At 70.7% G+C, this 22598-nt stretch carries 19 protein-coding genes; 14 read left to right on the top strand and 5 right to left on the bottom strand.

What is annotated here, in order from left to right; all coding sequences use genetic code 11:
- The first annotated feature begins 176 nt into the window (after positions 1-176).
- Positions 177-1109 (top strand): M15 family metallopeptidase, encoded by a 933-nt coding sequence (locus tag BIU89_RS13290; protein WP_083404371.1) that lies wholly within the window; start codon positions 177-179, stop codon positions 1107-1109.
- A gap of 98 nt (positions 1110-1207) precedes the next feature.
- Here the strand turns inward: BIU89_RS13290 and BIU89_RS13285 are convergent, their stop codons facing one another.
- Positions 1208-2209 (bottom strand): AraC family transcriptional regulator, encoded by a 1002-nt coding sequence (locus BIU89_RS13285; protein WP_071247206.1) that lies wholly within the window; start codon positions 2207-2209, stop codon positions 1208-1210.
- Between the two features lie 436 nt (positions 2210-2645).
- Between BIU89_RS13285 and BIU89_RS13275 the strand changes: the two genes are divergently transcribed.
- Together BIU89_RS13275 and BIU89_RS13270 are read left to right on the top strand one after the other, a co-directional pair.
- Positions 2646-6092: a DEAD/DEAH box helicase gene (locus tag BIU89_RS13275; RefSeq protein WP_139179177.1), complete on the top strand. Its 3447-nt coding sequence runs from the start codon at positions 2646-2648 to the stop codon at positions 6090-6092.
- A gap of 75 nt (positions 6093-6167) precedes the next feature.
- Positions 6168-6959, top strand: a complete 792-nt coding sequence (locus tag BIU89_RS13270; RefSeq protein ID WP_254791644.1) for an HNH endonuclease family protein — start codon at positions 6168-6170, stop codon at positions 6957-6959.
- 27 nt (positions 6960-6986) lie between these two features.
- Here the strand turns inward: BIU89_RS13270 and BIU89_RS13265 are convergent, their stop codons facing one another.
- Positions 6987-7721: a hypothetical protein gene (locus tag BIU89_RS13265; RefSeq protein WP_027465179.1), complete on the bottom strand. Its 735-nt coding sequence runs from the start codon at positions 7719-7721 to the stop codon at positions 6987-6989.
- A 141-nt stretch (positions 7722-7862) separates the two neighbouring features.
- Here BIU89_RS13265 and BIU89_RS13260 point away from each other — a divergent pair, with 141 nt between their 5' ends.
- The 3 genes from BIU89_RS13260 to BIU89_RS13250 all read left to right on the top strand — a co-directional run bounded on the left by BIU89_RS13260 (position 7863) and on the right by BIU89_RS13250 (position 10012).
- Positions 7863-8528, top strand: a complete 666-nt coding sequence (locus BIU89_RS13260; protein WP_071247202.1) for a GOLPH3/VPS74 family protein — start codon at positions 7863-7865, stop codon at positions 8526-8528.
- Between the two features lie 159 nt (positions 8529-8687).
- A complete protein-coding gene (locus tag BIU89_RS13255) occupies positions 8688-9491 on the top strand; it encodes a glucose 1-dehydrogenase (protein ID WP_071247200.1) in 804 nt (267 codons plus the stop codon).
- Positions 9492-9595: 104 nt separating this feature from the next.
- A complete protein-coding gene (locus tag BIU89_RS13250; protein WP_175475031.1) occupies positions 9596-10012 on the top strand; it encodes an SseB family protein in 417 nt (138 codons plus the stop codon).
- A 108-nt stretch (positions 10013-10120) separates the two neighbouring features.
- Here the strand turns inward: BIU89_RS13250 and BIU89_RS13245 are convergent, their stop codons facing one another.
- Both BIU89_RS13245 and BIU89_RS13240 read right to left on the bottom strand, forming a co-directional pair.
- Complete coding sequence (locus BIU89_RS13245; RefSeq protein WP_071247196.1) at positions 10121-10495, bottom strand: hypothetical protein; 375 nt, start codon at positions 10493-10495, stop codon at positions 10121-10123.
- Between the two features lie 104 nt (positions 10496-10599).
- Positions 10600-14094, bottom strand: coding sequence for a TM0106 family RecB-like putative nuclease (locus BIU89_RS13240; RefSeq protein ID WP_071247194.1), 3495 nt, complete (start codon positions 14092-14094; stop codon positions 10600-10602).
- Between the two features lie 327 nt (positions 14095-14421).
- Here BIU89_RS13240 and BIU89_RS13235 point away from each other — a divergent pair, with 327 nt between their 5' ends.
- Positions 14422-16485, top strand: coding sequence for a nuclease-related domain-containing DEAD/DEAH box helicase (locus tag BIU89_RS13235; RefSeq protein WP_071247192.1), 2064 nt, complete (start codon positions 14422-14424; stop codon positions 16483-16485).
- 18 nt (positions 16486-16503) lie between these two features.
- On the opposite strand, the gene BIU89_RS13230 is transcribed toward BIU89_RS13235, so the two are convergent.
- Positions 16504-16731 carry a DUF1653 domain-containing protein gene (locus BIU89_RS13230; RefSeq protein ID WP_027465172.1) on the bottom strand — a complete coding sequence of 76 codons (228 nt, stop codon included), beginning with the start codon at positions 16729-16731 and terminating at the stop codon, positions 16504-16506.
- A gap of 91 nt (positions 16732-16822) precedes the next feature.
- Between BIU89_RS13230 and BIU89_RS18795 the strand changes: the two genes are divergently transcribed.
- The 7 genes from BIU89_RS18795 to BIU89_RS17810 all read left to right on the top strand — a co-directional run bounded on the left by BIU89_RS18795 (position 16823) and on the right by BIU89_RS17810 (position 22495).
- Complete coding sequence (locus tag BIU89_RS18795; protein ID WP_217642834.1) at positions 16823-17575, top strand: hypothetical protein; 753 nt, start codon at positions 16823-16825, stop codon at positions 17573-17575.
- A 91-nt stretch (positions 17576-17666) separates the two neighbouring features.
- Entirely contained in the window at positions 17667-18173 is a 507-nt protein-coding gene (locus BIU89_RS13220) for a thioredoxin family protein (RefSeq protein ID WP_071247188.1), read from the top strand.
- Positions 18170-18649 carry a DUF4395 domain-containing protein gene (locus BIU89_RS13215; protein ID WP_071247186.1) on the top strand — a complete coding sequence of 160 codons (480 nt, stop codon included), beginning with the start codon at positions 18170-18172 and terminating at the stop codon, positions 18647-18649. The genes BIU89_RS13220 and BIU89_RS13215 overlap by 4 nt, the downstream gene beginning before the upstream one ends.
- A gap of 182 nt (positions 18650-18831) precedes the next feature.
- The gene (locus BIU89_RS13210; protein WP_083404369.1) at positions 18832-19719 is read left to right on the top strand and encodes a MurR/RpiR family transcriptional regulator; all 888 of its coding nucleotides are present in this window, start codon (positions 18832-18834) and stop codon (positions 19717-19719) included.
- An 8-nt stretch (positions 19720-19727) separates the two neighbouring features.
- On the top strand, positions 19728-20651 hold the full coding sequence (gene murQ / locus BIU89_RS13205; protein WP_071247184.1) for an N-acetylmuramic acid 6-phosphate etherase: 924 nt from the start codon (positions 19728-19730) through the stop codon (positions 20649-20651).
- Positions 20652-20693: 42 nt separating this feature from the next.
- Complete coding sequence (locus BIU89_RS13200; protein ID WP_071247183.1) at positions 20694-22247, top strand: PTS transporter subunit EIIC; 1554 nt, start codon at positions 20694-20696, stop codon at positions 22245-22247.
- Complete coding sequence (locus BIU89_RS17810; protein ID WP_139179165.1) at positions 22247-22495, top strand: Lsr2 family DNA-binding protein; 249 nt, start codon at positions 22247-22249, stop codon at positions 22493-22495. Before BIU89_RS13200 ends, BIU89_RS17810 begins: the two co-directional genes overlap by 1 nt.
- The last annotated feature ends 103 nt before the right edge of the window (positions 22496-22598 follow it).

Genomic DNA, 22598 nt, shown 5'->3' with positions numbered 1-22598 from the left:
GCTCGCTCATGAACGTGATCCATGTCGCGCACACGCTCTCTCGCTGCTCTCGGCACGCCGCTCGTCGTCGGCACGGGGGTCGCCGCATGACCCCCGAACTGGGGTCCACCCATCTGTCTACCAACTGGCAACCTGATCAAGGGTCACGAATGACGTGACTCCTGAGGGGAGCACCAATGGCCGACGTCGACGACGTCCATCCATCCGTCAATCTCGAACCACCACCCGCGGGAGCCAGCCGCCGCCAGGTCCTGATGTTCGCCGTGGCGAGCGCACTCGCCGGGAGCAGCGTGCTCACGGCAGACCGTGCCTTCGGTGCGACGCCGGACAACCTGGCAAACCTGGACAAGTCGAAGCCGGAAGGCGCTCCGTCCTCGCGAGCTGCCGCCGTGGCCGGTGCGTGGGGCGGTTACCAGAACGGCCAGATCCCGACCTCCGTGCTCGAAGCGGTGCCGGCCTCGAACGGCCAGCCGTTCCTCCGGCCGGACGCCGCCCTCGCCTGGCGAGACCTGGACGCAGCCTTCACCAGGCAGTTCGGCACCGCACTCGTGATCACCGAGGCGTACCGCGACCTCGCCCGCCAGGAGAAGCTCTACCAGGAGTACCAGGCCGGCATCGGCCCCCTCGCAGCGCCTCCGGGTACGTCGATCCACGGGTGGGCCCTGGCTTGCGACTTCGGCAGTTCCGTGGACAAGTACGACACACCCCAGAAGATCTGGATGGACGCGAACGCGCCGACCTACGGGTGGCAGCCGACCGGGAACGGCTTCAGCTCACGCGAAGCCTGGCACTTCGAGTACGACGGCTCATACCAGGCAGAAGAACCCACACCGCCGCCAGGAACAGAACAGGACGCATCAGACATGAAGCTCATCACCAACAACGGACGCACCTGGCTCATCGGCGAGATGACCGGCATCGAGATCAACAGCGAGTTCTTCACCGAGCTCAAGTCGACCTACAACCTGTCCGGTTCGCTCGGCAACCTCCGCGCGGCCCTGGTCGCGCAGTACGGCGAGCCCGTCGCGATCCAGAGCGCCACCAACGTCGAGGGGCTGCTCGCGGTCGCTCGCAGGAACCGCGCGGTCCTCGTCAGCGAGATCAACTAGCACCGATCGGAAGGAAGGCCCCCGTCGACGATCGACGGGGGCCTTCCTCGTCGTCGGGTGAACGACATAGGCGCACCGGGCTGACGACGAGGCGCCCCTCAGCGCCGCAACGTCTCCCGCGGGTACTCCCCGAACCGGCTCGCGTACACCGAGGCGAACCGCCCCATGTGCGCGAAGCCCCACCGCCGGGCGACGTCCGCCACCGAGGTCGCCTGCGGGTCGAGGATCCGCAGTTCCTCGTGCACGCGTCCGAGCCGGACCTCGCGCAGGTACGTCATCGGCGAGCGCTCGAACGCCCGCTGGAACGACTCCTGGATCCCCCGGATGCTCAGCCCCGCGGCCTGCGCGATGTCGGCGACGGTGAGCGGTTGATGGGCGTGCGCCTGGATGAACTCGACCGCGGCCCGGAGTCGTCCGTCACTGCGGGTGCCGTAGCCCGCGGGGAACCGCTCGGCCTGCAGCGGGTACATCCGGAACAGGGCCCGGGCGACGTCACGCTGCGCCTCGTGCCAGGCGAGGGACTCGTCGCCCTCCTCGCGCAGCGCACGGAGCGCGCCGGACACGGCGGTCCGCCACTGGCCCAGAGCTGCGGAGTCAGGCGTCGTCGTGGTGTCGAACGCCATGGTGCCGTCGACCAGGTGGTCCTCGGCGGCGACGTCGAGCACCAGGTCACGGCGCAGGTGCACCAGGCGCTGGTCCCAGTCCTGGTACTCCATCTCGAACCGGCGCTCGACGGGGAACAGTGTCGGGACGCCGGGCTGCATGCGGACCTCGTCGCGGCCGACGTCGACGCGGGCCTCGCCGCGTTCGAGCCACTGCACGACGACCTCGCCCTCGGTGGCGACGTCACCCCGCAGGTACCCGTGCATCTGGGAACGGCGGACACTCAGCCGTTCGTCACCGACACCGACGTACTTGAACCAGTAGTCCTGGTCGAGGGCTCGGGAGTACCAGGCCTTGCCCGCGTACATGCCGGCGAGCGAGCTGATGGCCTCGTCGGTGTCCTGACCGGCCACGGCGACGAGCGAACGCGGCGAGGTGGGGCGTGCAGCAGGATCGGAACCCGGAGCGGGCGCCTGCGACTCGGTCGTGTCGGTCATCGGAACACCTCTCTCTCCTGGAGCAGAGCGGTGTGGTCACCTCCGGGTGGACTCCGGCCTGCCCTCTCACGCTAGGGAGCAGCGGGTGGACGTACAACCGGGTTGCGCTCTGCGGCCTAACGGCCGGTCCAGCGAACCCAGCCGTGCACCTGAGCGGCCGCGCTCTCGAAGGACGAGTGCCCGCCGGTCAACGAGTGGTCCGGGGAATCGACGGTGTACGTGTCGGTCCGGGTGATGTCGCACACGACCTCGGCGTCGATCCACCCGTTCCAGTGGTCTGCTGAGTCGCGTACCCACCGCAGTCGGTCCGGCATGAGGTTCCAATCGATTCCGTGGACCGCTGTCGTCGCGCTCCGCGTTGGACGGTAGTCCTGTCAGATGTCCGTCGCACAGGGTGGCGGCGGGGATCGTCGGTGGTGACTGGCACGATGGTCCCGTGCCTGCTGCCCCGATGATCGACGCCGTCGACGTCATCCGCTTCGTCGGGCCGCAGACCTTCGGCCGAGCGCGCGACGTCGTCCGCGCCGGCCTCGTCGACGACGCCACCTGGCACGACGACGACGGCACGGTCACTGCGGTCGTGTCCGGCACCGCAGACGACCCGTACGAACTCCGCGTCGACACCACCCCGGCGCGCGGCGACTTCGTCCGCCCGGTCCGCAGCACCTGCAGCTGCCCGCTCGGCGGCGACTGCAAGCACGTCGCGGCCGCGCTCCTCACCATCAACGCCCGCGCCCTCGCCGCGAACGCCGGCCCACGTCCGGAAACGCCGGCTCCGCCGCCCTCGGACTGGAGGCACGACCTCGCCCGCCTCGCCGGTGACGACGAGCGGGCGCCCACTCCGCAGGGCACCCGGATGGGGCTGCAGTTCGAGTTGCGTGACGCGGTCCCCGCCAAGCTCGCCTCGCGAGCCCGTGCCGCCGGCCGCGCCCTGCCCGCGCCGTCCCGCGGCGTTCGGCTGGGGGTCCGGCCGGTGACCCGCAGCGACGCCGGCAACTGGGTGCGCGGGCAGCTGACCTGGGGCACGCTCCCCTACTCGCAGAACCGGCTCGGCGTCGGTGCCGAGCAGCACGCCTGGTTCCTGCAGCTCGCCGCCCTGCACCGCGCCGGGCAGCTCGCGGGCCTGCCCGGTGAGAGCGACTGGCTGCACCTCGACGACTTCCGGAGCCCCCTGCTCTGGCCGCTCCTGCAGCAGGCCGCGGCGCTCGACATCGCGTTCGTCACCGGCAAGCGCGAGGGCGGTGCGGTGCTCGGCACGCAGGCCCAGGTGCTGCTCGACGTCGCCCGGCACGACGACGCCGTGGTGATCGGTGCGAGTGCCGTGCTCGACGGCCGGCCCGTGGTACCCGGAGCAGCGCGGATGATCGGCGACCACGGCGTCTACGTGTTCCGCGAGAGCCCCGAGTTCACGGTCGCCGTCGCCCCGACCCCGGCACCGGTGCCCGAGGACCAGCGCCGCATGCTCGTCGAGGGCACCCGGATCACCGTGCCGACCGCCGAGGTCGACGAGTTCCTGGCCGACTGGTCGCCCCGTTTGCGCGGCGCCCTCGGCCTGGTCAGCTCCGACGGCTCGGTGGAGCTGCCGGAGCGCACCCCGCCCGAGCTCGTGCTCACCGCGACGTTCGAGCCGGCCCGGGCGCCGCGCACCGACGACCGCGTGCACCTGCACTGGCGCTGGCACGTCGACGGGCGGAAGGACCCGGTGTCCCTGCACGGCCCGCTCCCCGACCTGTCCGGGCTCCGTGCCGCCGACGATCCTGCCGGCACCGACGTTCCTGCCAGTACCGATGACGCCTCCGTGGCGGACCCGGCCCCGGCGGTGGAGCCGGCCACGGCGACGACGCTTGCCGAGGACGCGACACAGGCCGGGCCTCCCGTCCGCCCTGCCGGACCCGGTGGCGGGCTGGACTGGTTCCAGGACGGCACCATCGACGGGGCCGACGTCGCGGTGTTCGCGAACGAGTTCCTGCCCGAGCTGCCGTCGCTCGGCATCCGCACGGTCGTGCAGGGCGAGCGCCTCGACTACGAGCGGTTGAGCGGGCGGCCGCACATCAGTGTCACGACGATGCCGTCGGACAAGCACGACTGGTTCGACCTCGGCATCATCGTCAGCGTCAACGGCAAGCAGATCCCCTTCACGCCGCTGCTCACCGCGCTCGCGGGTCGGCAGCGACGGCTCAAGCTCGTCGACAACTCGTACCTGTCGCTGGCCGACCCCGCGTTCGATCGGCTCAAGGAACTCATCGACGAGGCCCGCGACCTGGACGAGTGGGAGCCCGACCAGCCGATCGCCGTCACGCCCCTGCACGCCGGGCTGTGGTCGGAGTTCGACCTGCTGGCCGACGAGACCTCGCACGACGAGCGGTGGCAGGCGATCGCCTCGGGGCTGCTCGGGGCGACTCCCCCGGGTGACGTCCCCGTGCCGGACACCGTGCACGCCGACCTGCGGCCGTACCAGCACGCCGGGTACGCGTGGCTGTCGTTCCTGGTGACGCACGGCATCGGCGGGGTGCTCGCCGACGACATGGGCCTCGGCAAGACCCTGCAGGTGCTCGCGATGGTCGCCGCCCGTCGTGCCACGGAGCCCGACGCGCCCCCGTTCCTGGTCGTCGCACCGACCTCGGTCGTCGGCAACTGGGCCGCCGAGGCCGCCAAGTTCGTGCCATCGCTGCGGGTCGCGACGGTGACCTCGACGTCGCTGAAGGACCCGGGGCTCGTCGCCCGGACCGCCGCCGCGTCGGACGTCGTCGTCACCTCGTACGCGCTGCTCCGGCTCGACGCCCGCGCCTGGACCGACCTGCCGTGGTCGGCGCTGGTGCTCGACGAGGCCCAGTTCGTGAAGAACCCGCAGTCCCAGACCCACCGTGTGGCCTCGGAGCTGCAGGCACCGGTGAAGTTCGCGATCACCGGCACCCCGCTCGAGAACGGGCTGACCGACCTGTGGGCACTGTTCCACATCGTCGCGCCCGGGCTGCTGTCCACCTGGACCCGGTTCGGCGACGACTACGTGAAGCCCCTCGCCTCCCCCGAGCTCCGCGGCGAGGCCCGACAGGAACTCACCGGGCGGCTCCGCCGACGGATCCGGCCGCTCATGCTCCGCCGCACCAAGGAAGCCGTCGCGGCCGACCTGCCCCCGAAGCAGGAGCAGGTCGTCCGGGTCACGCTCGACCCCGCGCACCGGGAGCTGTACGAGCGCACCCTGAACCGGGAGCGCCTGAAGGTCCTCGACCTGATCGACGACCTGTCGAAGAACCGGATGATCGTGTTCCGGTCGCTGACCCTGCTGCGGATGCTCGCGCTGTCGCCGGCGCTGGTGTCGTCCGGGTCGTCCGGGTCGTCGTCGGACTCGGACGTCACGTCGGGATCGACCCCGATCCCCTCGGCCAAGCTCGACCTGCTGCTGGACGAACTCGAACAGCTCGCGGCAGAGGGCCGTCGCGCCCTGGTGTTCAGCCAGTTCACCTCGTTCCTGCGGATGGTGTCCGACGCCCTCGACGCCCGCGGCATCGGCTACGAGTACCTCGACGGCTCCACCCGCAAGCGCCCGGAGGTCATCGAGCGCTTCCGGCAGGGCACCGCCCCGGCGTTCCTCATCTCGTTGAAGGCCGGCGGGTTCGGGCTCACCCTGACCGAGGCGGACACCGTGTTCGTGCTCGACCCGTGGTGGAACCCCGCCGCCGAGTCCCAGGCCGTCGACCGCACGCACCGCATCGGGCAGACCCGGTCGGTCAGCGTCCAACGGTTCATCGCCGAGGACACCATCGAGGAGAAGGTCCTCGCCCTCGCCGCCCGCAAGGCCGAGCTGTTCGCCACGATGATCGACGACGACGCCCTGTTCGCCGACGACCTGACCGCCGACGACATCCGCTCCCTGCTGACCTGACCCGCTGCGCACACCGCCGCGGCACCGTCCCACCCCGCACCGCCGTTCCGCCCGCACCACCTGGAGTCCCACCGCATGACGTCCCGCCGACGCCGCAGCCGCATCACCCTGACCTCCGTCCTCGTCGTCCTGGCCCTCGCCGTCGGCGGCTACGCGCTCGACGCGTCCCGCGTCCTCGGGCCGGACGCCGACGCGGCGGGCACGACCGAGGCGGGCGGTCCCACGGCCGGGGAGACGACCACCATCGGACCGCAGCAGGCGTCGTCGGGGGCGACCCCCGCCTCCAGTCCGACCGTCAGCCGCGGAACCGACGCCGACGCGGTCCGCGCACGCACCCAGCTCGCCGACCTGCCCGTCAAGGGCAAGGCAGCCGGCACCGGCTACGACCGCACCGGTGACTTCGGCAGCGCCTGGCTCGACGTCGACCACAACGGGTGCGACACCCGGAACGACGTCCTCGCCCGCGACCTCGCCGGCGTCACCCGCGAGGGCCGCTGCAAGGTCCTCACGGGCACCCTCGTCTCGCCGTACACCGGCGCGACGGTGGACTTCGTGCGCGGCAACACGACGTCGACGCTCGTGCAGATCGACCACGTCGTCGCGCTCGAGAACGCCTGGCGCACCGGAGCCCAGCGGCTCACCGAGACCGACCGGCAGGCGCTGGCGAACGACCCGGTGAACCTGTTCGCCGTCGACGGCCGGTCCAACTCGCAGAAGGGCTCCGGCGACGCGGCGACCTGGCTGCCCGCGAACAAGGCGTTCCGCTGCACCTACATCGAGCACCAGGTCACGGTGAAGGCGAAGTACCGCCTGTGGGTGGCTCCGGCGGAGCGGGACGCGATGGTGCGGGTGCTGGACGCCTGCTGACGTCGGGCGGTCCGGCCACGCTGGGTTTCAGCGCGGCCGGCGCGGGCGGTCTCCCCGGGCGTGACGAAGCACGCGCCCCTCACGCACCAGCCAGGTGATCGACAGGACGAGCAGCACGAGCGCGAGACGGGCGAGCCAGAGGAGCGCGGGGTTCGCGGCGTCGCGGAACGGCAGACCGGCGAGGACCCCCATGGCCTCGAGGAACCTCCCGGCCCGCCCGAGGTACCCGTGGTCGGTGCTCGGGACGGCGACGGTGACCGCGACGGCGAACACCAGGACGGACAGGAACACCGCCCCGGCCGACGCCGCGGTCCTGCTCGATCCCTTCGCGCCGATCAGAGCGCCGACCATCGACACGATCGGCAGCACGACGAACATGTCGACCAGCCAGGCCAGCAGCAACGCGATCGCGGACAGGAAGCCGAACACCAGCGAGAGGAACCACGCGCTCGGGTCGCCCTCGCGGATCGCGAGCACGCCGCCGAAAGGCAAGCCGAGCACGATGAGGACCAGGTCGAGCACCAGCAAGTCGAGGAACGAGCGGCGCGACTCCCGCGACGTCCGCTCCTGCGCGGACCGACGGTTCCGGGTCGCGATGTCGTTCAGCGGGTTGTAGCGCACGCCCACGACGAGCCCGGCGACGGTCATCGCCGCCACCACTCCGGTGATGCCGCGGCCCCAGTCCGGGTCGTGGGACAGCGTCAGCGCAGCCGTCTCCGCGACCGCAGCGAGCACCGGCGCCAGGGCGATCGCGAGCAGCACGCCGTGTCGTCGCGTCCCGTCCCACATCAAACCGCGCATGCCCACGGGACAGCACCTTATCCAGGCATCGAGCGGTCCGGCGCCGCTGGGTGTCGGCTCGGAGGCCCGGCGCCCCTCCGCCCCGCGTGGCAGGCTGCGGGCATGGCTGAGCAACTCACGGTCCCACAGGCGTACGCGCTCCTGCAGGTCGAGCCCGACGGACGCCACGCGCTCGATGGTTCGACGCTCGACACCGGTCTCGCGGGGGCGGTCCTCGCCGACCTCGCGCTGCGCGGTGCCGTCTCGCTGCAGGACGGACTCGTCACCGTGGTGAACGGCGCCGCAACGGGCGACCCCGTGCTCGACGGCGTGGTCGGCTCCATCGCGGCGGCCGGTGCACCGCGCAAGGCGAAGTGGTGGGTGAGTCGACTCGGCAAGCGCCAGCTGCGCGACGACGTATTCGCCGGACTCGTCGAGCTCGGCGTCATCAGCGTCGAGCAGGGCAAGGTGCTCGGCCTCTTCCCCACCACGAAGCACCCGGAGCGGGACGGAGCCCCGGAGGCGCTGCTGCGATCCGGCATCGCGGACGTGCTGGCTGGCCGGGCAGGACCCACGCCGTTCTCCGCCGCGGTCATCGGCCTGCTCGACGCGACGAACACCCTGCGCAAGCAGTTCGGCGCCGTCGACAAGGACCTGGTCAAGGAGATCACCTCGGGCTCCTGGGCGAGCCCGGCGGTGAAGGCGGTACTCGAGGAGATCGAGGCCGCGACGATGGTCGTGATCATGGCGGCGACCATGGCAACGACGACCTCGATCGTCACGAGCTGAGGCAGGCAGCGCGATGGTGCGGGTGCTGGACACCTGCTGACCGCGTCGTTAAACGACAGGTGTAGTCTAGAAATCTCGATGCAGATGCATCGATCGGACTCGCTGCCCCACCGCGGACCCCGAGCCCTTCACCGTCGAAGACCTCAGGAGGCCACCCCCATGCCCGAAACCAGCACCGTCACCACCCGCTTCGCCGACCGCGTCGTCCTCATCACCGGCGGCGGCTCCGGCCTCGGTCGCGCAACCGCCGTCCGCCTGGCCGCCGAGGGCGCTGCACTCTCCCTCGTCGACGTCTCCGAGCAGGGACTCGAGGCGACGAAGACCGCCGTGCTCGAATCCACCCCGGACGCACAGGTCCTGACCACCGTCGCCGACGTGTCCGAGGAGGCCCAGGTCGACGCCTACGTCGCCGCCACGACCGAGCGCTTCGGCCGCATCGACGGCTTCTTCAACAACGCCGGCATCGAGGGCAAGCAGAACCCCACCGAGTCGTTCACCGCCGCCGAGTTCGACCGCGTCGTGTCGATCAACCTGCGCGGCGTGTTCCTCGGGCTCGAGAAGGTGCTCAAGGTCATGCGCGAGCGGGGCTCCGGCATGGTCGTGAACACGGCGAGCGTCGGCGGCATCCGCGGCATCGGCAACCAGTCCGGGTACGCGGCAGCCAAGCACGGCGTCGTCGGCCTCACCCGCAACTCGGCCGTCGAGTACGGCCGCTACGGCATCCGCATCAACGCCATCGCCCCCGGGGCCATCTGGACGCCCATGGTCGAGAACTCGATGAAGCAGCTCGACGCGGAGAACCCGCGCAAGGCCGCCGAGGAGTTCATCCAGGTCAACCCGACGAAGCGCTACGGCGAGGCCCCCGAGATCGCCGCTGTCGTCGCCTTCCTGCTGTCCGACGACGCGTCCTACGTCAACGCGACGGTCGTCCCGATCGACGGCGGGCAGTCGGCCGCGTACTGAGACCGGCACCTCCGATGCCCGGCCCACGTCCGCGTGCGCCGGGCATCGGCCTGGAGGCGCGGCTCGGCCCAGCCGTGTCCGCCGGCCGTGACAGCATGGTTGGCGTGAGTACCGATGAGACGAACGGATCAGCCTTCGGCCGAGGCGTCGACAAGGCCCCGCCGACCGCCGCTGCCGAACTCCGACGGAGGATGGCAGCCTCGCCCGCGGGCTTCCTGCGCAGCGCGGCGTGGGTCCCCTGGAAGGCGGCGGGTACCCCGGAGGCCGGCAGCGTCGCCCACGTCATGATCCGGGACAAGCCGTTCGTGCCCGTGTTCACCGACCCGGGCGAACTCGCCGCCGGGCTGCCCGACGCCGAGGGACGTCCGGTGCCGATGTCCGAGCTCGTGTCCGCGCTCCCCGAGGAGTTCGGCATCGTGGTCGACCCCACGAGTGCGGCCGAGGCGAACTTCCTGCACGCTGATGTCCTCGCCGAGATGCGGGCGCAGATGCAGGGCGGCGTCCCGACCAGCGACGACTGACCCGCTCCGTCTCACCGTCCGCTCCGGGCGAGTGCGGAGCATTTCCGCTGGGTGATGGTTATGGTTCGCGATCCTCGGGATTCGTGAACCGAAACCGACAGGCGGGAGTCAGGAACCCGACGACGCCCCGATCACCGCGAGCGTCAGTGCGAGAGCAATCGCTACCGCTGCAGCCGTCCCGAGTGCGACGAGCCACCCGAGCGGCCGCTTCCGACGGACCTTCGCTGCGAGGACTCCGCCTCCCGTGCACACGACGATGAGGACGATCGCCTCGACCACTGCGGTCTGGACCCCCATCGATCGGTTGCACACGCGCGTCGAGGACTCCCAGTCGCACCCGTACTGCGACATCGTCCCGAGGACCCAGCCGAACAGCACCGCGAAGCCGCTGAGCATCGCGATGACCACGAACAGGGCGATGGTGACGACGAGGTCGACCGTCCACGCCGCGTTCGGCTTCGGTGCCTCGACCGGGTCCGGCACTGGTCTTCCGGCCGGCAGCGGTCCTTGCGCTCCTGCAGACATCGTCCCCCACTCCTCTGGCCCCCTCGGCCGCCTGCAGCCTAGAGGACTCGGCGTCGCCTCGGTCAGCGAGCCGGTTCGACGAGCTCGATGAAGCGGGACAACAGGGACAAGCCCGCGATCGACGGGGGCAGCCCCGTGGTCAGCGCCGGTGAGTGCACGAGGTACGCCGCCCACTTCGCCCGCGAGATCGCCACGTTCAACCGGTTCGGCATGAGCAGGAAGTCGAGGCCGCGCGGGATGTCCGCCGCACTCGACGCTGCCAGGGACACGATCGACACGACGGCCTCTCGGCCCTGGAACAGGTCGACCGTGCCGACCTGGGTGCCGGTGAAGCCCGCGCGGTCGAGCTCCTGCCGGATCAGTGCCCCCTGTGCGTTGTACGGCGCCACCACGATGACGTCCTCGTCGGTCAGGGCGCGGGTGTCGGAACCGTCGGTCCAGGTGCGGCCGACGACGTCACCGACGAGTGCGACGACCCGGGCGGCCTCTTCAGCAGCGGACGTCGTGTTGCCCGCGTGCACGACCGGCACGGGGTGCACACCCGCGGCGATGCCGTCGAGGTGCCGGCCGGAGACCATCGAGGCGAGCTGCCTGTCGTAGGACAGGGCCGAGACGGATTCGGTCAGCGCGGGCTCCATGCGGCGGGTGCGGGCGAGGAAGTACCCGAACTCGGGCGGCAGGACGTGCTGGCCGTCGGCGAGCCAGCCGAGCGCGGACTCGTCGACGGGCTCGGGGTGCGAGCCCTGCGACACCTGGGGCAGCTGCTGGGGGTCCCCGAGCAGCAGGAGCCGGGTCGCGGCGACCGACGACGCGATGGTCGGGGCGAGGGAGAACTGTCCGGCCTCGTCGACCACGAGCAGGTCGAGGGACCGGCGCTCGATCGTCGACTCGTTCGCGAACGTCCACGCAGTGCCACCGACGACACCGCCGGTGCCCGAGGACTCACACGAGGACAGGAACGCGGCGACCGCGGCACCGTTCTTCACGGGGGTCCAGGCTGCGGCGTCGAGCTCGTCCTCGGTCGCGCCGGACTTCGGCACCTTCACGACCCGGTCCGCGGGGACGCCGGCGTTCACGACCGAGGTCAGGAAGTTCTCCGACGTCGCGTGCGACTGTCCGACGACCCCGACGCGCCAGCCGTACTCGCGGACGAGTCGGGCGACGACGTTCGAGCCGACGTAGGTCTTGCCCGTGCCGGGAGGGCCCTGGATCGCCAGGTACGACCGGTCGAGGTCGAGCAGGGTCGAGACGACGGCCGACACCGCGTCGTCGCCCTGCACCGGCACGATCGGGCCACGCGGGGGCACCCGTCGCAGCAGGTCGAGCGCGGGGTCGGGCAGCATCGCCGGCAGGTCGTCGAGTACGGCCTGACCCCACCACGCGATCGCCTCGGGCTGGGGCTTCGCGCGGGGCGGCGCCGACGGGGCAAGGGCCACGGGGAACTGGTGGTGCGGCTCGCCGCCGACGGGCAGTCCTTCTTTCACGAGGACCTCGACGGCATCGCCGTTGTCCCGGACGTCCACGATCACGGCGCGCGACGAAGCGCCCTTCGACCCGGGGCCCGGGGAGGCGATCGATGGCGGAAGTGGGTCGTCGTAGACCAGGTGGGGCGTGCCTCCAGGCCGGAGCCGCGAGCCGGGCGCGAGCGTCCCTGACAACCGGAGTTCCCGCGACTGCGACCGGGCACGCGGCAGCATGTCCCAGTCGCGCTCGACGGACGCACGCTCCACGACCAGGACGTCACGCGTGTCGGCCCAGTCGTCGACCGGGTTCCGCAGGCGGTCGAAGTGGTCCTGCCAGAAGGTCTTGGCCTCGCGGCGGTGGTAGTCGATCGCGGCCGCGGCGAGCGCCAACGCGGTCTGGTCAGGGGTGCGGTCGAGGGCGTCGACGTCCTCGAGTTGCGCAGCCAGCGCGACGGACACCGGATTGGGCTCGCGCTCGACGGGGATCGGTGGGACCTCGAGCTCGAGCGCCGGGTCGGCCGCATCGGGGTCGTCGGTTCGCAGCGAGCGGAGCCAGTCGCGCAGGCGCAGGGTCGAGCGGCAGTCGTAGGCGTTGTAGTCGGCGACCTGGTCGAGCATCCGCTGTCCCTCGGCCGCGTCGCCGTTCCGGAGCTCGTCGATCGCGTCGACGTAGGCGGTGATGCTGTCCGCGGCGTTCGTGACGTCGCTCTCGCGCAGGTCCGCTCCCATGTACAGCGGTTCGAGCTTCTTGATGGAGTAACTGTGGCTGCCGACGACCAGGGCCTTGCGGACGATCGGGTACAGGTCGACCAGGACCCCGGCTCGCAGCAGGTCGTCGACGGCGTCCTCGCCCACACCGTGCCGGGCGGCGAGCGACAGTAGGTGCGTCCGCTCGTAGGCCGCGTAGTGGTAGATGTGCATGCCCGGGTACTGCTGCCGCCGGGCCTCGATGAACGCGAGGAACTGCTCCAGCGCAACTCGTTCGTCGCGGATGGTGTGCGCCCAGAACGTGGTGAACTCGGCGCGGTCGTCGACCAGGCCGAACAGGTAGTCGAGGCCCCAGTGCACGCCGTCCTCGGTGTGCAGCGGGTCGCCCTCGAAGTCGAAGAACACGTCGCCCGGGTCCGGTGCCGGGATCGCGTCGAGCGCGCGGGCGTCGAGTACCTCGAAGCGCGGCTTGACGGGCTGGTCCGGCCCGTCGGCGCCCTTCCGTCGGGCGTCTTCCGACTCGATCTGGAGGCTCGCCTGACGCACCAGCCGATCCTGCGTCGCGCGGGACAAGCCCGGCACTGCCCGGGTGCGGACCGCCAGGTCGTCGATCGTCCGCACCTCGTGCTTGATCAGCCTCGCCCGTTGGTCGAGGCGCATGCCCGCGACGAGGACGAGGTCGCGGTGCTCGGCGACCTGGGTCGAGCAGACGGCGCATCGGCCACAGGATGAGTAGCGCGGGTCGCCCCACTGCAGTGACTCGTCGGCGGCGATGCGCTCGGCGATGACCCGCTGCAGTTCGGCGCGCTGCGTGCGGTACACCGGCGCGATGTCGGCGAGGTCGTGTGTGGTCGTCGTCCGGTCGCCGAGCACCAGGTGCACCTGCTGTCCGGTGGGGATGCCGTGCGCCTGCATCTGCTCGGCGTACGCGGCGAGCTGCAGCAGGGCGCTGATCTTGGCGTGGCGGGCGAGCTTGGTGTCGTAGACCTCGTACTCGCCGCGGTCGTTGCGGATGATGAAGTCCGCGAAGCCGATGAACCCGGGCTCGTCGGCCGTCGGTGCTGCGTGGAACGTCGGCTGGTACAGCACGTCGGCACCGTCGGCGAAGGCCTGTCGTGCTTCGGCTGCGGCGCGTGCGTAGTCCGGCGGGGCGGGGCGGTCGAACTCGACGACGTCGCGGGTCTGCTTGAGGATGTCGAGGTAGTCGAGCTCGTGCTGGTCCCCGAGCCGAGCCGTGCGTTCGAGCATGTCGTCGTGCACGTCCGGCAGGGCGTCCCCGCGACCGAGCTTGGCGTCGAGGCGGCGGAGGAACGCCCACTCGCAGGCCGACCACGTGCTCAGGTCACTCGGGCTGAGCAGCACGTGCCCGTCGACGCCGATCTGCATGCGCTCCCCCTTGCTCTCCGGTGCGCTGAAAGCCTAGGGGCGAGCGCCGACGTTCACGCTTCACCCTTGCTCGGCAGCCGATCATCTGACATGTTGGTGTGCATCTTCGGTCCGGAGGTCGCTCAACGGAGGCAGCATGATCATCGAGCACGCCGTCGTCCCGAAACGGTCCGCGCCGCGGTGCATGACGCACTCTCGTATCGAATCGCGTCGCCCGAATGGGTGCCTGTTGCGAGCACGCCTCACCCGCAAGACTGGCTCGTGGCTGATCAGGGACGGGGACCCGGCTGGCCATCGAGCTGTTCGCCCCGTGGAGGGACTGTCAGCATGAGCGTCGCGGGCGCATCGGCCGGAGCACGAGCACGGCACTTGTTGGCGGAAGCGGCTGCCGATCCGGCGGGCGCGCTCGCACTCCGAGCAGAGGCTGCTCGCTTTGCGGTGGCGGAACGCACGGAGGCACAGACCCTGCAGCTCCTCTCGGACTTGACCGCCGACGGTTTCCACTTCCTGACTGATCGACGTTGGCCCGGTTCGAAGAACGCTCAGGTCGACCTCATCCTGGTCGGTCGTGCCGGCGTCTTCATCGTCGACACCAAGGCCTGGCGGGAGTTCTCGATCGAGAACGGTCGGCCACACCGCGGCGATGAAGACGTGGCTGACACCTTCGACTCACTCGGCTCGCTTCTCGACGGGGCTCAGGAGGCGTTCGCCGAGGTCGGCCTTCCTCCGAGCGAGGTGCACTGCATCGCGGCGATGACCCTCCAGCCGACAATCACCGCGCAGGTCGGCGTCATCGAGGTCATCGGTGTCGATCGACTGGTGGACAACATCCGCCGGCGCGGCGCGCGGCTCACGCCGGCCGACGCAGAACGAGTCGCTGCCGTCGCACGCGATTACTTCGCGCTCCTTCCGAGCCCGGACCCCACTCCCTCGGCGCTCCTCATCGAAGAACGACCGGAACAAGCTCCACTCTTCGACCTCGCGACGTTCCACCAAGGCCTCCTTCACCTGGACGATGCACCCATCGAGACGTGGATGTCGTACCTCGATCCGGCCCAAGCACGGATCGCCCGGCGGAGCTTCAACGGACCTGCGCGGATCCGCGGCGCGGCAGGGACGGGCAAGACAGTCGTCGGCTTACACCGCACCGCCCACCTTGCGCGCCGGAGCCGGAAGAGGGTCCTGGTCACGACCTACGTCAGAACGTTCCCGGCCGTGCTCGAATCTCTCCTGCAGCGGCTCGAACCGGCACACGCAGCGAAGGTCGAGTTCGCGGGAGTCCACGCATTCGCGCACGGGATCCTGACCGAGCGCAAAGTCCCGTTCCGGGTCGATCAGGGCCTCGTCAACAGCGCTTGGTGGCGCGCCTGGCGAGATCTTCCAGAGTCCCATCCCCTCCGAAGTTCCAAGTTCTCCGTCGGCTACTGGCGCGACGAGGTCGACCACGTGATCAAGGGTCGCGGACTGCTCGACTTCGACCAGTACGCAACCGTCGCCAGGGTCGGCCGCAAGTACCGGCTGCCGGTCGAGCTCAGGCAGCACGTCTGGGAGCTCGCGGAGGCGTACGACCGAAACCTGCGAAGCCTTCGGGTCATGGACTGGGCCGACCTCATCCGAACAGCACGAGATGAGCTTCTCGAGCGGCCGCTCGACCGGTACGACGCTGTCCTGATCGATGAAGCGCAGGACCTCACATCCCTCTCCGTCGGCATGCTGCACGCCCTTGTCGGTGATCGTCAGGACGGCCTCACCCTCATCGGCGACGGGCAACAGTCCATCTACCCCGGCGGCTACACGCTCAGCGAGGTCGGGATCTCATTGGCGGGCCGCGGCGTCGTCCTCGACGTCAATCACCGGAACACACGAGAGATTGCGGAGTTCGCGCGCCGCTTGGTCGCCGACGACATCGTCACCGACATCGAGGGTACAGACGCTCCCGGGGACACCGTGGCGGCGATCACCCGGTCGGGGCCGAAGCCGGTGCTCCGCCGGTCGTCGGACCACCATGAGCTCGACCGGCTCCTGCTCGAGGCGCTCCGTGCAGCGATCGATCGTGGTCGGGCGCGCACCGGCGACATCGGCATCCTGACACCGAGCAACGCCAGCGCCGATCGGCTCCTCAAGATGCTTCGCCGCGACAAATTCGCCGCGATTTCCGTCGAGTCCTACCGCGGGCAGACCTCAGGTGCGATCAAGGTCGGCACGATCAAACGCGCGAAGGGCTTGGAGTTCAAGCACGTGTTCCTCACCGACATCCCCTCGGCGCTGCTGGTCGACCCTCCCGAGGACGCTCCGGACAGCGCGCTCGAACGACGGCGCCTCGATCTCCGGGAGCTCTACGTCGGGATGACCAGGGCACGTGATGAGTTGTGGGTCGGCGTCAGCAACTGAACGCCTTCTCGGCGACGATCACTCGTGTGATGACGGGCGGTGCACGAACCGGGGCCCGTCGTACCCGTCGCGGGTGACGTGCGCGGTGAAGTCGGCGAGCGAGCGCACCCAGTGCCCGCGTTCGCCGTACAGCGCCTGGTACACGACCACGGGCTCCTCGGTTTCCACGTCACGAGCGACGAGCAGCACCTCGTAGTCGTTGCCCTTGAAGTGTCGGTAGCGGCCCGCGGTCACGTCGTCAGTCACCCGACCGAGGGTACGGCCCGAGCGGCGGGACCATGACCGCGCGTTCTGCTTGACTGAGCAGCACGGGGAACGAGCACCACGGGGGAACGACATGACCACATTGAGCACGCGCGAGCGGGACCGTCGCGCACAGCGCGTCTTCTTCGTCGTGATGGCGGTCGTCATGGCGGGGGTGGACGTCTGGCTGCACTTCCACGCCGGCGTCATCCGCCCCTCGGCCTTCTGGGTCCCCACGGTCGTCGGACTCGTGTACGGCGCCGTGGTGTGGCCGCTCGGCCTGCGTCAGGAGTCGAGGTGGTGGCCGAATCTGGTCGGGGCGGGGTTCCTCGGTGGCTTCCTCGTCCTCATCGCGACGAAGACGTTCTCGCCGTACGCCTGGTTCCTCGCGGTCGTGATCGGGACGTTGCTGTTCCAGGCCGCCCTCCCGCCGAAACGACCCGCGGCGCGGGTCGCCGCCAGGCTCCCCCTGACCGACGTGCGACCGTGGACCGGCTCGGGAGTCACGGCCACGGCCGTCGAGCGCCCCTTCGGCAAGAGTCGGACGAAGCCGGCCGTCGCCCTCACCACGCAGGACGGGGCCACCGCGTTCCTGGTGATGGAGCTCGCCTCGTTCTTCGACGGTGATGCGGCGATCGCAGAATCGGCGAACGGCGAACAGCTGACCTTCCTCACCAGGAAGGGCGTCGCGGCGAGGTCGTCCGTCCTCGATGACGCGACGCCGGGGATGGCCGACGGCACGCTGTTCCTGCACTCGGCGAAGGACGAGTCGCGGCCTTCCGCCGTCTTCCGCGACGACGACGCCGCCGCGTTCGAGCAGTGGGTCCGCACGCTCCCCGAGGACTGAGTCCCCGCCGAGCCCGGCGCGACGCGCACAGCTCGGCGTCACATCCGGTCACGTTCGACAGCAGTTCGTCGGCTGCGCGTACCGTCGCCGTGTGACCTTCGGAACCGCAGTGGCCGTGCTCGTGGGGGTCCTCGCGCTCGCGACGGTCCTCGGTCTCCTGCTCCGCCACCGGACCGGTCGAGCCCGGTCGGCGGGCAGCGCCGCGTCGACGAGGCAGAACGCAGACGGCCTCGCGCTCGACACCGATTACGGCACCGCCGCCACGTTCGTCCAGTTCTCCACGCCGACCTGTGCGCGGTGCCCGGCCACCCGGCGCCAGCTCGCCTCCGTCGCCGATCAACACGAGGGCGTCCGACGCATCGAGATCGACCTCGCCGAGCACCCCGAACTCGCTCGCCGCTTCGACGTGATGCAGACGCCGACGGTCCTGCTGCTCGACGCCGACCGCTCGGTCCACACCCGCTTCGGAGGCCCACCCCGCCCACCCGAGCTCGCCGCAGCCCTCGACGCCGTCCTGACCGCAGGCAGCACGGACACCACACGCAGCACAGGCACCTCAGGCACCTCAGGCACCACCGGCACCCAGGAGTCCCGATGACCACCACCACCGACACCGAACGCGGCGTCGACCCGCGCTCCCCCCGCTTCGGCGCCGCCATCACCACGGTGCTCCTCGCCGCGACGATCGTCCTCACGCTGATCCCCGAGACGTGGGTCGCCGGCATCGTGCTGCTCGCGGTCATCGTCGTGCTGTTCGCCGTCGGAGGCATAGCCGGCATCCGCCGCCACCCCTACGGCGCACTCTTCCGACGGGTCGTCCGCCCACGCCTCGCCCCGCCCGCCGAACTCGAGGCCCCGGAACCCCCGACCTTCGCCCAGCAGGTCGGCCTGTTCGTGACCGCGGTCGCGCTGCTCCTCGCACTGCTCGGCGTGCCGTACGCCGCCCCCATCGGAGCCGCGGTCGCACTGGTCGCGGCGTTCCTCAACGCCGTCTTCGACGTCTGCATCGGCTGCCTGCTCTACGTGTGGCTGGTCCGCGCAGGGGTCTTTCGTCCGCGACGCGGCGTCGCCTGACGGCGTCCAGCCTGGAGGCCCGCCGCCGCGCGCACAACCAAAGCGCAACTGTGCCACGCACCTCCGCGGCGCGGACGCACTTTGGTTGCGCGAAACCGAGTCGCACCGACAGCCCACAGCCCGTAACACGCAATTTACTTTCGGCACTGGCGCTCGCTCACGAAAGACGCTTTCATGGCGGGATGACGATCACCGAGCGGTCCGAACGCGCCGACGCCTTCGCCCTCGTCCGCACCCAGTCGGCGAGCATGCCGTCGAGCATGCGCGCCATCGCCGACGCCGTCCTCGGCGACCCGGCAGCCGCGGCCACCACGAACGCCACCGACCTCGCCGGCCGAGCCGGGGTGTCCCCCGCCACGGTCTCCCGGTTCGCCCAGCACCTGGGCTTCGCGAACTTCGCCGCCCTGCAGCGCAGCATGACCCGGGCCGTCGAACGCGAGATCCACGAGCGTGAGTCCACCGAGATCCACGCCGGGGTCGCGGTCGACGACGACGTCGCCACCGTGATCGCGAAGGTCACCGAGGACGTCCGAGCGGTGATGGCCGACACCCGTGCCGCGCTCGACCCGCACGCACTTGAGGCAGCTGCAGCCGCCGTGAGCGACGCCCGACGCGTCGTCCTGTACGGCGTGGGAGCGAGCGGCATCGTCGCCCGCGACCTGCACCTCAAGCTCGAACGCATCGGCATCGTGAGCTCCATCGCCGACGACCCGCACAACGCCCTGACACTGGCGAGCGTCATCGGCGAGCACGACGTCCTGGTGCTCGTCAGCCACTCGGGCTCCACCGTCGAGACCCTCGAGGTCGCCCACGCCGCCCGAGCACAGCACGCCACGATCATCGCGATCACCGGCCACGCCGCCGCCCCGCTCGGCACCACCGCCGACCACGTCCTGCTCGGTGTCGCCGGTGCCGAGAGTGCCCTGCGCCCCGCGGCCATGGGCAGCCGGATGAGCCAGCTCGCCATCGTCGACACCCTGTTCATCGTCGTCGCGCAGCGCACCGACGAGCGCTCCCAGCCGCTCCTCGCCCGCAGCCGCGACGCCGTCCGCACCCACCACCGGAACTGAGCACCACCATGAACCAGACGCACGAAACCCACGACGCCCTCCGCGACGAACTCGCCGCCCTCACCACCGAGGCGACCGACCACGCGCTGGACGACATCGACACGATCTCCACGCTGGAAGCCGCCCAGCGTATGAACGCCGGAGACCGCAGCGTGCCTGCGGCACTGGAGCCGTGCCTCCCGGCCATCGCACTGGCGGCAGACTCGATCGCCGCAGCGTTCGCGCGTGGTGGCCGACTCGTCTACGTCGGCGCCGGCACGCCGGGCCGGCTCGGCGTCCTCGACGCCAGCGAATGCCCGCCCACCTTCGGTACCGACCCGAGCCAGGTGGTTGGCGTGATCGCCGGCGGCGACCCCGCCTTGACCACCGCGGTGGAGGGCGCGGAGGACGACGAAGCAGCGGCCGTCCGCGACCTCGACGCGCTCGGTCTGACGGCCGACGACGTGGTCGTCGGGATCAGCGCGTCCGGCAGGACGCCCTACGTGATCGCAGCCATCCTGGAGGCCCGTCGCCGCTCCGCCCTGTCGGTCTCCGTCGCGTGCAACCTCGACTCGGCCGCGGGGCGGGAGGCGGACATCGCCATCGACGTCGTTGTCGGCCCCGAGTTCATCGCCGGGTCGACCCGCCTGAAGGCGGGCACCGCGCAGAAGCTCGTCCTCAACATGCTCACCACGCTCGCGATGGTGCGCAGTCACAAGACGTACGGCAACCGCATGGTCGACGTGCGGGCGACGAACGCGAAGCTCGTCGCCCGGGCGTTCTCGCTCGTCCAGGACGTCACCGGCGCGCCCCCCGCCGAGGTCCAGGCGGCACTCGACGCCTCGGACGGCGAGGTGAAGACCGCCATCGCCGTGATCCTGACCGGCGCCTCGGCTGCCGATGCCCGCGAGCGCCTCGATGCTGCTGCTGGCTCGTTGCGCGCCGTGCTGTAGACCCCGTTTCCCCGTTCGTTTCCTTTCCCCGAGGAGCACGCCATGCCCGATGCACAGCAACTCGCCCAGCAGATCCTCGACGCCGTCGGCGGTTCCGCGAACATCGCCGACGTCGAGAACTGCATGACCCGCCTGCGGGTCGAGGTCGTGTCCGACTCCGCAGTCGCGCTCGAGGATCTGAAGGCCACCGACGGCGTCATGGCCGCCATCGCGGCCGGCGCGAACCTGCAGATCGTGCTCGGCCCGGGTCTCGTCGACCGCGTGGCCGACGGCCTGGAGGCCCTGCGCGCGGCCGCCCCGCCGGCTGCGGCTGGTGGGTCTGGTGCGTCGCCCGAGGAGCTCGCTGCTCGCGGTGCGTCCATCAAGGCGACCGCGCGGTCCCGTTCTGACGGCCGCACCATGCGCGCGATCCGGAAGATCTCCGCGATCTTCATCCCGCTCATCCCCGCACTGATCGCCTGCGGGCTCATCGCCGGGATCAACGGCATCCTGACGAACCTGGGGTGGGTGCCCGGGGTCACGCCGTTCCTCGGCGTGCTCTCGTCCGGGTTCCTGTCGCTGCTCGCCGTGTTCGTCGGGATGAACGCCGCGAAGGAGTTCGGCGGCACGCCCATCCTCGGTGGCGCGGTCGGCGGCATCATCGTCGCGGCCGGCGTCGCGAACGTCACGGTGTTCGGCGAGACCCTGGCTCCCGGGCAGGGCGGTGTGCTCGGAGCGCTGGCCGGTGGCATACTCGCCGCCTACGTCGAGCGGTTCATGCGCCGGGTCACGCCGGACGTCATCGCGCTCATCGTCGTGCCGACCGTCACCGTGCTCGTCGCCGGTTCGATCAGCCTCGGCGTGCTCATGTCCGTCGCCGGTGTCGTCTCCGTCGCGATCGGGACCGCGGCGACCTGGTTGCTCGCGAACGGCGGGGCGTTCGCCGGCTTCGTGCTCGGAGGCCTGTTCCTGCCGCTCGTCATGACCGGCATGCACCAGGGACTCATCCCGATCCACACCACCCTGATCGACCAGACCGGGTGGACCGTGCTGTTGCCCGTCCTGGCGATGGGTGGTGCCGGGCAGATCGGTGCGTGCATCGCGCTGTGGGTGCGGTTCCGGTCGAACGCCTCGCTGGTGCGGACCATCCGCGGTGCGCTACCGGCCGGCTTCCTCGGCGTCGGCGAGCCCCTGATCTACGGCGTGACCCTCCCCCTCGGCCGGCCGTTCATCACTGCGTGGATCGGTGGGGCGTTCGGCGGCGGTGTCGTCGGGTTGTTCGACCAGCTCGGGCACTCCGTCGGGGCGATCGCCATCGGGGCCTCGGACCTGTCGCTCATCCCGCTGCTGAACGGATCGTCCGGGTACGGGTGGGCGTTGCTCGGGTACGGGTCGGGCCTCGTGGTGGCCTATGTCGTGGGGTTCGTGGCGACGTTGTTGTTCGGGGTGTCCGCGTCGGTGAAGGCCGACCTCGAGGAGCAGTCTGCTCCCGGGGCGCCGCTCGACGTGGTGTCGTCGGCCGTGCCGGCTGATGCGACCAATGCGCCTCCTGTAGCCGGTGCCGCGGGTCCTGCCACGGCGGGTGCCGGTTTCGCTCGGGCGGCGGCTTCGCGCTGATGCGGTTGGGCGCGAGCGCGTACATGGCGCATGCCCCACGCGATGCGCGAAGCGTTCTCCGACTACGTCGCCGCCGCCCGAAAGGTCAGCGGCTGCTCTGGTGGCGCAGGCGCCGGCAGGGCGCCAAGCGTGGCAACTCCGACGAGCTCGCGAAGACTCGCGAGTGGGCGGACGCGAACGGCCACGAAGTCTCCTCACGCGGCCGCATCAGCCACGCCGTCCGCGACCCGTACGAATCCGCGCACTGACGCCACTCCCCACACAGAATAGCCAAAATAGCCGACCGCCCCGTGGTGGTCGGCTGTTCTCGTTCGCGCCCGCATGGTGCTCCTCTGTCGCTTCTGGCCCTGC

Source organism: Curtobacterium sp. MCBA15_005 (assembly GCF_001864855.1).
In the GTDB taxonomy this organism is placed as follows: Bacteria; Actinomycetota; Actinomycetes; order Actinomycetales; family Microbacteriaceae; genus Curtobacterium; species Curtobacterium flaccumfaciens.
The sequence above is the reverse complement of the archived record's forward strand: the minus strand, read 5'-3'. Positions and strand labels throughout refer to the sequence as shown.